The 9,889-nt window shown below is 68.1% G+C and carries 12 protein-coding genes; 7 read left to right on the top strand and 5 right to left on the bottom strand.

Annotation, left to right across the window (positions count from 1 at the left end; genetic code table 11):
- The first annotated feature begins 135 nt into the window (after positions 1–135).
- The gene (locus tag ACWGO0_RS01975; protein ID WP_453526529.1) at positions 136–1,467 is read left to right on the top strand and encodes a YibE/F family protein; all 1,332 of its coding nucleotides are present in this window, start codon (positions 136–138) and stop codon (positions 1,465–1,467) included.
- Positions 1,468–1,479: 12 nt separating this feature from the next.
- Here ACWGO0_RS01975 and ACWGO0_RS01970 read toward each other — a convergent pair whose 3' ends face one another.
- From ACWGO0_RS01970 to ACWGO0_RS01955, 4 genes are all read right to left on the bottom strand, one after another.
- Positions 1,480–1,917: an SsgA family sporulation/cell division regulator gene (locus tag ACWGO0_RS01970; RefSeq protein ID WP_328904793.1), complete on the bottom strand. Its 438-nt coding sequence runs from the start codon at positions 1,915–1,917 to the stop codon at positions 1,480–1,482.
- 101 nt (positions 1,918–2,018) lie between these two features.
- Positions 2,019–2,789 (bottom strand): IclR family transcriptional regulator, encoded by a 771-nt coding sequence (locus ACWGO0_RS01965; protein ID WP_453526526.1) that lies wholly within the window; start codon positions 2,787–2,789, stop codon positions 2,019–2,021.
- Positions 2,790–3,029: 240 nt separating this feature from the next.
- A complete protein-coding gene (locus ACWGO0_RS01960; RefSeq protein ID WP_362844665.1) occupies positions 3,030–3,242 on the bottom strand; it encodes a DUF5326 family protein in 213 nt (70 codons plus the stop codon).
- 126 nt (positions 3,243–3,368) lie between these two features.
- Positions 3,369–3,686: a cupin domain-containing protein gene (locus tag ACWGO0_RS01955; RefSeq protein ID WP_383788782.1), complete on the bottom strand. Its 318-nt coding sequence runs from the start codon at positions 3,684–3,686 to the stop codon at positions 3,369–3,371.
- A 67-nt stretch (positions 3,687–3,753) separates the two neighbouring features.
- Between ACWGO0_RS01955 and ACWGO0_RS01950 the strand changes: the two genes are divergently transcribed.
- From ACWGO0_RS01950 to ACWGO0_RS01935, 4 genes are all read left to right on the top strand, one after another.
- A complete protein-coding gene (locus ACWGO0_RS01950; protein WP_453526522.1) occupies positions 3,754–4,131 on the top strand; it encodes a phage holin family protein in 378 nt (125 codons plus the stop codon).
- A gap of 1 nt (position 4,132) precedes the next feature.
- The gene (locus ACWGO0_RS01945) at positions 4,133–5,257 is read left to right on the top strand and encodes a cystathionine gamma-lyase (protein ID WP_453526519.1); all 1,125 of its coding nucleotides are present in this window, start codon (positions 4,133–4,135) and stop codon (positions 5,255–5,257) included.
- 223 nt (positions 5,258–5,480) lie between these two features.
- On the top strand, positions 5,481–6,386 hold the full coding sequence (locus ACWGO0_RS01940) for a LysR family transcriptional regulator (RefSeq protein ID WP_453526516.1): 906 nt from the start codon (positions 5,481–5,483) through the stop codon (positions 6,384–6,386).
- A 52-nt stretch (positions 6,387–6,438) separates the two neighbouring features.
- Entirely contained in the window at positions 6,439–6,918 is a 480-nt protein-coding gene (locus ACWGO0_RS01935; protein ID WP_453526513.1) for an NUDIX domain-containing protein, read from the top strand.
- Between the two features lie 46 nt (positions 6,919–6,964).
- On the opposite strand, the gene ACWGO0_RS01930 is transcribed toward ACWGO0_RS01935, so the two are convergent.
- Positions 6,965–8,149, bottom strand: a complete 1,185-nt coding sequence (locus ACWGO0_RS01930) for a globin domain-containing protein (RefSeq protein WP_453526510.1) — start codon at positions 8,147–8,149, stop codon at positions 6,965–6,967.
- 277 nt (positions 8,150–8,426) lie between these two features.
- On the opposite strand from ACWGO0_RS01930, the gene ACWGO0_RS01925 reads away from it, so the two are divergent.
- The gene (locus ACWGO0_RS01925) at positions 8,427–8,954 is read left to right on the top strand and encodes a DUF2269 domain-containing protein (protein ID WP_453526507.1); all 528 of its coding nucleotides are present in this window, start codon (positions 8,427–8,429) and stop codon (positions 8,952–8,954) included.
- Between the two features lie 5 nt (positions 8,955–8,959).
- A complete protein-coding gene (locus ACWGO0_RS01920) occupies positions 8,960–9,847 on the top strand; it encodes a GNAT family N-acetyltransferase (protein ID WP_453526504.1) in 888 nt (295 codons plus the stop codon).
- Positions 9,848–9,889 lie beyond the last annotated feature (42 nt).

Below are 9,889 nucleotides of genomic sequence, written 5' to 3'. Positions count from 1 at the left end.
CGTACCGGTGTACGGAGGTCAGCGCCCTCTCAGCCCGGTGCTCCGAGCTCCCGCGTGTGCAAAGGTGCCACCACGCTAGCGTCCTTCATGGCGTGCTGAATAGAGGGCCCCTCCCGTTCTTGCGATGATCGGCCGGTGACCTCCTCCCAAAGCGATCCCGAACCGCAGGGCGCCCCGCACGGCCACTCGCACAGTCATGGCCCTGCCGCCCCCGTCTCCAAGCATCTGCGCAAGGTCATCGCGGCCGTGCTGATTCCGTTCGCCACGGCGGTCCTCGTCGGTCTCGTGGCGTTCTGGCCCGGTGGCGCACCCGAACACGAGCGCACGGGCGTCGGCTTCGACCGGCAGACCCAGTCCGGCACGGTGATCCGGGTCGACAAGGTGGACTGCGCGGACGTGAACGCCGCACAGGTTCCGTCGACCGGCGACACCTCGACACCCTCGGGACGCGAGGCGGCCAACGCGCAGACGGGGGACTGCGAGAAAGCCACGATCGAGGTGACCAGCGGCAAGGACAAGGGCCGGACCTTCGTCGAGGTGGTCCAGCCGGACGCCCCGAGGCAGCTGCACGAGGGTCAGGGCGTGGTCGTGGCGTACGCGCCCGACGCGCCCCGTGACCTCCAGTACTCGGTGACCGACGTGAACCGGAAGCTGCCGCTGGCGCTGCTGGCCGGAATCTTCGCGCTGGTGGTGGTCGTCGTGGGCAGGATGAAGGGCGTGATGGCGCTGATCGCGCTCGTCGTGTCGTTCGCCGTGCTGACCCTGTTCATCCTGCCGGCGATCCTCCAGGGCTCGAATCCCCTGGTCGTGGCGGTGATCGGGGCGAGCGCCATCATGCTGGCGGCCCTGTACATGTGCCACGGACTGACGGCCCGTACGTCCGTGGCCGTCATCGGCACACTCATCTCGCTGCTGCTGATCGGACTGCTCGGCTCGCTCTTCATCGGCTGGGCGAGCCTGTCCGGCAACACGGACGACAACACCGGTCTCATCCACGGTCTGTACCCGGACATCGATATGAGCGGTCTGCTGCTGGCCGGCGTCATCATCGGCTCGCTCGGCGTGCTCGACGACGTGACCGTCACCCAGACGTCGGCGGTCTGGGAACTGCACCAGGCGGACCCGACGATGGGGGCACGGAAGCTCTACAAGGCGGGGATCAGAATCGGCCGCGATCACATCGCATCGGTCGTCAACACCCTCGTGCTCGCCTACGCGGGGGCCGCGCTGCCCCTGCTCCTGCTCTTCTCGATCGCCCAGAGCAGCATGGGGACGGTGGCCAACAGCGAACTGGTGGCGGAGGAGATCGTCCGGACGCTGATCGGTTCGATCGGTCTTGTCGCCTCGGTGCCGGTGACGACGGCTCTGGCGGCGCTGGTGGTCTCCGCGGACCGCACAGGGGTCGGCGCGGAAGCCGGAGCTTCTGCACCCGTACGGAGCGGGAGGGGCCGTCGTCGCAAGTCGTAGCGACGTGCCCCCTCAGCCGGCGTTCTGCTCCTCGGCGAGGATCCGGCCCAGTGCCTCTTCCAGGTTGCCCTCGAAGTCACTCAGCGTGTGCTCCTGACCGAGCGGCACCAGTTTGTCCGTCCGGTCGAGGAACGCCACAAGGGGCGCCGTGCCGGCTCGGAACAGAGCACGGTCCGCCCCGACCTGGAGCCGGATGTGTACATCGGAAAGCCCTTCGGGCTCGGTCGGACCGATGTGCACATCCCCGTCGCCACTGGGGCTGTTGAGACCGTCGAGCAGCAGCTCACGACCAAAAGCCCAGGTGACAGGGGCGTCGCCCGGCAGGTGGAAGGTCATCCGGATCGCGTACGGATCAGAAACCTCGTACCGGAGCTCCACCGGAATACGGAACGAGAGCTCCTCGGAAACGAGGAAGCTCATCATGACCTCTGCTTGAACCGACTCGCGCATCGTTCAACCCCGCGGTAGATGAAACTGGCCAGGAATGATCCCCCGTGGCCCTATTGACGCCATCGTGGTGCACGCGATAGCAGATCACAAGGAGTGATTTTTCAGATACTGATAGAGAACATGAGCGAGCGCAAGAGGTCTGCAACCTCGGTGCGTAGTTGATCGACTGCGGGGAGCAATCGATCCTGCTGGTCAAGGGGGACGGAAATGGCCACCGTCGCGACGGTCGTACCCACCGTGACAGGAAGGGCCGCACAGATCGTTCCAAGGGCATATTCCTGTCGTTCGATGACAGGCTCCATGCGCTCGGTCGATCGCAACCGATCAAGAAGCGCCTGACGATCTCGCACAGAGTGACGAGTCAGAGGGTCCACTGGATGGCGGTCGAGATGATCGACCCGCTCGGCCTCGTCGAGCTGTCTCAGCAGACACTGGCCGATCGCGTGTGCGTGCCCGGTCTCGGGGAACGCGGCCCATTCGTCGACGGCGGGATTCGACGGGGTGTCCGCGACCGCGATGAGTTCGATCTCACCCTCGCGGTAGATGGCGCAGTACACCGGCACACCGATGATGTCGCGCCATCGCGCGAGCGAATCGGTCATGGCGCTGCGACGACTCTGCACCGCACCACCGTCGATCAGCCGCTCGGCAGCCTCCCCGAAGAGGAAGACGCCGTTCTCCCGGCGCAGATAGCCCTCATGGGTCAGGGTGCGCAGCAGGTGGTACGCGGTCGGAAGCGGAAGCCCCGCTTCCCTTGCGAGTTGCTTCGCGGGCGCCCCGTCGCGATGGGTGCCCACAGCCTCCAGCAGTCTCAATGCCCGCTGAACCGATCCGATCAACGTCGGCACAGCGGTATTCGTTGCTGTGGTCACAGGTCACCCCCAGGCATGGTGACGGGCGGTCAGCCCTCCCGTGGGGGCCGCCCCCACGGACTGCCACGAACCTGAGGTCCGGAGACCGGACTGACGTACAAACCACTGGTCAAGGTGGTGACGGACGGTTACTTCCCAGGCTGTGGCAGCGATACGCCACTGTATCCGCACCGTACGCCCGCAATGCCTTTTCGTCCGGGACTTAGCTCAGCTGGCCTAATCGTCCCGGGACGCCCGTCACTACCAGTCACGGTCCGAAGAGGACGAGGACATGAACTTCCGTACGACGAAGACCAGACCACCGACCAGTACGGCGAAGACCAGCACCTTGAAGAGCAGGCCGATGACGAAGCCCACCACGCTGGCGATCAGGCTGCCGAACACGACGATCGCGATGACGGGCACCGCGACCCACTTCACCCACCAGGGCATCCCCGCGAATATCTCCTGCACGGCCATCGTCCTTACCTCGTCTCCATGGGTTCCTGCTTCGATGCTAGAGGCGCGGGGGTGGCCGGCGGAGGCTCCCGATCCCTTGAACTCCCCTGAACGATCCCCTAGGGACCGGGGGAGCCGGGCTCAGCTCTCCGGCGGAGAGAAGACCACCATCACCCGCAGGTCCTCGGTGATGTGGTGGAACTTGTGGGCCACTCCGGCCGGTACGTACACGACACTGCCCCTGCCCACCTGTGTCGTCTCCATGCCGACCGTGATCGCCGCACGGCCGCTCACGACGAAGTAGACCTCGTCCTGGTTGTGGGGCTGCTGCGGGTCGAGCTGTCCGGCGTCCAGCGCGTAGAGCCCGACGGACATATTGCGTTCCCGCACGAACTGGAGGTAGGCGCCGTCGTTGGCGGCCCGCTCCGCCTCCAGTTCGTCCAGCCTGAATGCCTTCATCGCCCTGTCCGCCCTTGTTCCGTGCTGCCGGTGTCGGCCACCGATCATGTCTGCCACGATCAGACACATGAAGAATTTCGTAGTCAAGACGATCGCCAACGCGGGTGCGCTGGCCGTAGCCATCTGGCTGCTCAACGACATCACACTGACCGGTGACGACACCTGGAACAAGGTGCTCACGCTGATCGTGGTCGCACTCCTCTTCGGCCTTGTGAACTTCATCGTCAAGCCGGTGGTGAAGCTGCTGACGCTCCCGCTCTTCATCCTGACGCTGGGGCTGATCACGCTGGTGGTCAATGCCCTGATGCTGATGCTGACCTCGTGGCTGGCCGACCAGTTCGATCTGAGTTTCCATGTCGACGGCTTCTGGACCGCAGTCCTCGGCGGCCTGATCATCTCGGTCGTCTCCTGGGCGCTGAACGTCGTACTCCCCGACGAGGACTGATATGAGCACCATGGGCGACGGGACACGAGCGGTACGGGCAGGGCTTCCCGAACCGGCGCAGTACGAACCCACCCTGCCCGGACCGGTTTTCGCCGCGCACTTCCATCTGTCCGGAGAACCGGTCGGCCCGTACACCTATGGCCGCGATACCAACCCGACGTGGACACATCTGGAACGTGCCATCAGCGAGCTGGAGGCGCCCGGGGAGCCGGTGGAGACCACCGTGTTCGCCTCCGGGATGGCGGCGGTCACCGCCGTACTGCTGTCGCAGACGCGGACGGGCGACGCGGTGGTACTGCCGGACGACGGCTACCAGGCGCTGCCGCTGGTCCGTGAGCAGTTGGAGGCGTACGGCGTCGAGGTGCGGACCGCGCCGACCGGCGGCGACGCGCAACTGGCGCTCCTGGAGGGCGCCAAGCTGCTGTGGATCGAGACCCCTTCCAACCCCGGCCTCGATGTCTGCGACGTGCGCCGGCTCGTGGAGGCCGCGCACCTGGTGGGCGTTCTGGTCGCCGTCGACAACACACTGGCCACGCCGCTCGGCCAGCGCCCGCTGGAGCTGGGCGCCGACTTCTCGGTGGCCAGCGACACCAAGGGCATGACGGGCCACGGCGACATCCTGCTCGGCCATGTGACCTGCCGCGATCCTCGGCTGACAGCGGGTGTACGGCGCTGGCGCAAGGTCGTCGGGGCGATTCCGGGGCCGATGGAGGCCTGGCTCGCGCACCGTTCCCTGTCCACGCTCCAGCTGCGGATCGACCGGCAGTGCGCGACCGCTCTCGCACTCGCCGAGACGCTGGGCAAGCGCGCCGATGTGAGTGGTCTGCGCTACCCGGGGCTGCCGACCGATCCCTCGTACCCCGTCGCCGTGCGGCAGATGCGGCGCTTCGGCTCGGTGGTGTCGTTCGTACTGGCCGACCAGGCGACCGCGGAACGCTTTCTTGCCGGGCTGCGGCTGGTCGACGACGCGACGAGCTTCGGCGGCGTACGTTCCACCGCGGAACGCCGGGCGCGCTGGGGCGGGGACGCCGTGCCGGAGGGCTTCATCCGGTTCTCGGTCGGTGCCGAGGATCCCGAGGACCTGCTCGCCGACGTGGAACGCGCTCTCGACGAGGCGTCCCGGTAAACACCCTGCTCAGCAGGGGTGCCTGCTGGTACGGGCGGCCCGAGCCTCCCCCCTCGTGGCTCGGACCGCCCCGGTTCCACACGCGGTTCAACGCGCGAAGAACCGCTTGCACAAGGCTAGTTGACTCTGCGTCAGTGTCCAATCACAGTAGCGGCAGCGACCTATCGACATATTTATAGTTGTCCGGGTCCGAAGCGTCGTGGGCGCGGGAGGAGGCGGGGCAATGGACCTGGCTCTGCTGCGCACCTTCGTCACCGTGCACCGGGCGGGGTCGTTCACCCGGGCCGCCGCCCTGCTGGGTCTTTCGCAGCCCGCCGTCACCTCACAGATACGGACGCTGGAACGCCAGCTCGGCCGCCCCCTCTTCCTGCGCCGGGCCCGTGGTGTCACCCCGACCAGCATCGGCGACGAGCTGGCGCACCGGGCCGCTCCCCACCTGGACGCCCTCGTCGAGATCGCCGAGACCGGGCTCGACGAGGTGACGGGGACAACGGGGATACGGACACTGCACCTGGCAGGGCCCCCCGAGTTCACCTCCGTACGCGCCCTGCCCGCGCTCACCCCGCTGCTCTCCCAGGGGCTCACGCTGCGCAGTTCGTTCAGCGCGAACGCCGAGGAGACCATGGAGGGGCTGGCCGCCGGCCACCACGACCTGGCCATCACGACGGCCCGGCCGCGCGGTGGGCTGCTCACCTCCACGACGCTCTGCGACGAGGAACACGTCCTGGTGGCGGCACCGCGCTGGGCCGGCCGCCTGGGGCCCGGGACACTTCGACACAAGGGTCCTGTGGTGCTGGAGCAGCTGCCCGTGGTCGAGGTGCACGAGAGCCTGCCCTTCGTCTCCCGCTACTGGGCCGCCGTGTTCGACAGCCGGCCGGCCGCGTCCGCGACCGTGATCACACCGGATCTGCGGGCGGTCCTGGAGTGCACGGCTGCGGGCGCCGGTCTCGCCGTGCTGCCGCGGTATCTGTGCGAGCGGGCGCTGGAGCGGGGGGAGGTCGTGGCGCTCCTCGATCCGCCGGTGCCCCCACTGCGTACGTACTTCCTGGCCGCGCGCACCGGCACACTCGCGATGCCGCACATCGCGCGGGCTCACGAGTGGCTGGTGCGCGCTGCCGTCGACTGGTGACCTGTGAGCTCGGGAGAGTTTCAGATCGCGCTCAACGGGCCACTCTCTTGCCATGACCGAACGACCTGTGGTCAAGCGCACCGCACGTGCCATCCTGCTCGACGGCGACGACCTCATCCTCATCAAGCGCACCAAACCGGGGGTGGATCCGTACTGGCTCACGCCGGGTGGCGGGGTCGAGCCGGAGGACACCACCGTCGTCGACGCCCTGCACCGTGAGGTCGACGAAGAACTCGGCGCCAAGATCACCGATGTCGTGCCCTGTTTCGTCGACACCGTGGAACACATCGCGGGCGGCGGGGTGAAGGGCGTCAAGGTCCAGCACTTCTTCGTCTGCCGGCTGGAGTCGATGGACCCCTCACGGCGGCACGGCCCGGAGATCGACGATCCCTGCGGGGAGTACGAGACCGTACGGGTGCCCTTCAGCCGGATCGGAATCGCCGCGGTCCATCTGGTCCCGCTCTCGCTGCGGCACTACCTGGACGGCAATATCGAGGGCGTACGCGCGATGCACGCGGCCGACCTGGGGTGAGCCTGGTGAAGCGGCTGAACCGGCTGAGGCGGCTGAAGCGGTGCTTTCAGCCGGGCGCGGGCACCGACAGTTCGTCGAGTGCGTCGTGCCGTATCCGCTCGGCCGGCATGCCGATGCCTCTGAGCACGTCCACGCTGCTGCGGATCATGCCTGGAGGGCCGGACAGGTAGGCCTCGTACCCCTTCCAGGGCCCGCGTTCCCGTACGGCGTCGGGCAGCCGGCCCTGCGCACCGTGGCCGGGTCCCCCGCCGACCACCGGGTGCACGGCAAGCCATGGGTAGGTCTGCTGGAGGCGCATCATCGTGTCGATGTCGTAGAGGTCGTCGTCCCTGCGAGCGCCGTAGAACACGTCGACAGGACGCCGGTCACCGTGCTCGGCGACGTCCTCGACCAGCGCCCTGATGGGCGCGATGCCCGTGCCACCACCGAGGCAGAGCAGACCGTTGTGGGTGGTGTGATCGACCGTCATCGAACCCGCCGGAGCTCCCAGCCGCAGGATGTCGCCGGGGCGGGCGCGGTGCACCAGCGCCCTGGAGACCCAGCCCGCGGGCACCGCCTTGACGTGGAACGAGAGCAGCCCGTCCCTGCGCGGCGCCGAGGCGAAGGAGTAGTGGCGCCATATCTTCGGCCACCAAGGGGTCTCAAGGGTCGTGTACTGCCCGGCCAGAAAGGGGTACGCCTGGTCGGGGCGGACCGTGAGGACCGCGATGTCGGGGGTTCTGAGGTCGTGGGAGACCACCTCCGCCTGCCACAGCGCAGGGGCGTTGCGCTCGTCCTCCGCCGCCGCGTCGATCATGATCTGCGAGATCCTGGTGTAGGTCCTCACCCAGGCCGCTTCCGCCTCACCGCTCCAGGTGGCGGGCGCGTAGCGGCCGAGCGCACCGAGCAGAGCCTCTCCGACCGCCGGATAGTGGGTGGGCTGCGTGCCGTACTTGCGGTGGCCCCGGCCGAGCGCTCCGAGGTACTCGGTGAGGGCTTCCGGGTCACCGAGCCGGTCGGCCGCCGTGAGGATCGCCCGGAAGAGGCGGTCGCGCTGGGTGTCCATCGCCGGCGGGAACAGGGCGCGCAGATCCGGGTGGCGGATGAACAGCAGCGCGTAGAAGTAGGCGGTGGCGCGGTCCGCGACCGGGCCCACCTCCGCGAGCGTGCGGTGGATCAGGGTCTCATCGGCAGATGCGGACGGAGTCGCGGATCCGGATCTGTCGGCCGGTGTGGTGACCGGAACGTCCATAGAAGTGCCTCGCCTCAAGCATCAAATGGTCGTGACGCGCCCACACCCCACGCGTCCCCTGCGTGCGGCTCTCCTTCGTCGCAGTGTGGCAGGAACTCCCCACGCATCGGACAAATACTGGGAAGTCCGGGTATCAGAGCGCGTGTTCCCACTACGCTCTCCTGCCCCATGGCCCTACGGACGACGCTCCGGGGCATCCTCGTACGCCGAGGTCAGTACGTGCGGATACTCCCGCTGTCAGACGACCGATCGCTCCGCGCTTGACAACGTGTTTCACGTGAAACCACTGAATCGACGCACCCGCAGAAGTGTCCTCGTCGCCCATGTCGCGGTCTCCGTGAGCTGGCTCGGCCTCACCGTCGGCCTGCTGACTCTCGGCCTCACCGCCTTCTTCACGGGTGATCCCACGACCGCGCAGGCCGCCACCCGCGCCATGAAGATCTTCGGTGACTGGCTGGTCGTGCCGGTCGCCCTCCTCTCGCTCCTCAGCGGTCTGGTGCTGGCACTCGGCACACCGTGGGGGCTGGCCAGGCACCGGTGGGTCTGGGCGAAGTTCTGGATCACCCTGGTCACCACCGGCCTGTCGATCTTCTCGCTGCGTCCCGGGATCAACGAGGCAGCGGAAGGTGGCGTCATCAACTCCGACCTGGTGATGGGTCCGGCGGTGGCCTCGGCCACGTATCTGTTCGTCACAGCCGTCTCGGTACTCAAGCCCTGGGGACTGACCCGGCGGGGCCGGCAGCTGCGCGTCTCGGCCAGATCCGCTAAAGCGGTGGACGAACGATCATCGCGTCGGACAGCCTGACCCCTATGCACAGCCCACTGCCTCGCACGCTCGCCGAACTGCCCATCCGGCGCCTCACCCGCGGCGACCTGGTCCCCTGCGCCGACCTCTGCGAAGACCGCGGGTGGCCACGCGACGAGCACCGGTGGGGGCTGCTCCTCTCCGCCGGAACGGGCTACGGCATCGACGACCCGGACGGCAAGGGCCTGGCCGCGAGCTGTGTGGTGACCTCGTACGGACCGCGCCTCGCAGCCATCGGCATGGTCCTCGTCGCCGGACGGTACGCACGGCAGGGGGTCGCCCGGCGGCTGATGCGGTACGTGATCGAGTCGGCGGGGGAGAGTCCGCTCGCGCTGTACGCCACCCCCCAGGGCGAGCCGCTCTACGAGCAGCTCGGCTTCACCCTGGCGGGACGGGCCGACCGCCTCGGCGGCCACTTCCGGCCGCCGAGCGAGGACCCTGACGGGTCCCCCGTGGCCGGCACGGTGACCACCCGCCCGGCCACGGCCGATGACCTCCAGGGCATCCTCCGCCTGGACGCCGATACGTTCGGCGCCGACCGTACCCACGTCATCGCGCGGCTGCCCGCCTTCTCCGACCGGCTCCGGGTCGCGGAGGAGGGCGGCGAGCTCATCGGGTACGCGGCGCTCTGGCCGAGCGGGAACGTCCATGCTCTCGGCCCGCTGATCGCCCGGGACACCGCCACGGCCAAGGCCCTCGTCGCCTCGCTCGCCGCGACGACGGACCGGCCTCTGCGCGCCGATATCGACGCACGCCACCAGGAGCTGGTCGACTGGCTCCACGAGCGCGGCCTGGAAAAGGGCGCCGGCACGGCGGTCATGACCTACGGCAGCCCCGAACTGCCGGGTGACTGGACCCGCCGGTTCGCTCCACTGACCGTCGCGATGGGCTGAGCTCGCAATAATTGCAGGCGCTGATTAATTGCACACGCAGAC

Source organism: Streptomyces sp. NPDC055749 (assembly GCF_053617235.1).
Note: the sequence above shows the minus strand (reverse complement) of the source record. Positions and strands in the feature narration are given on the sequence as shown.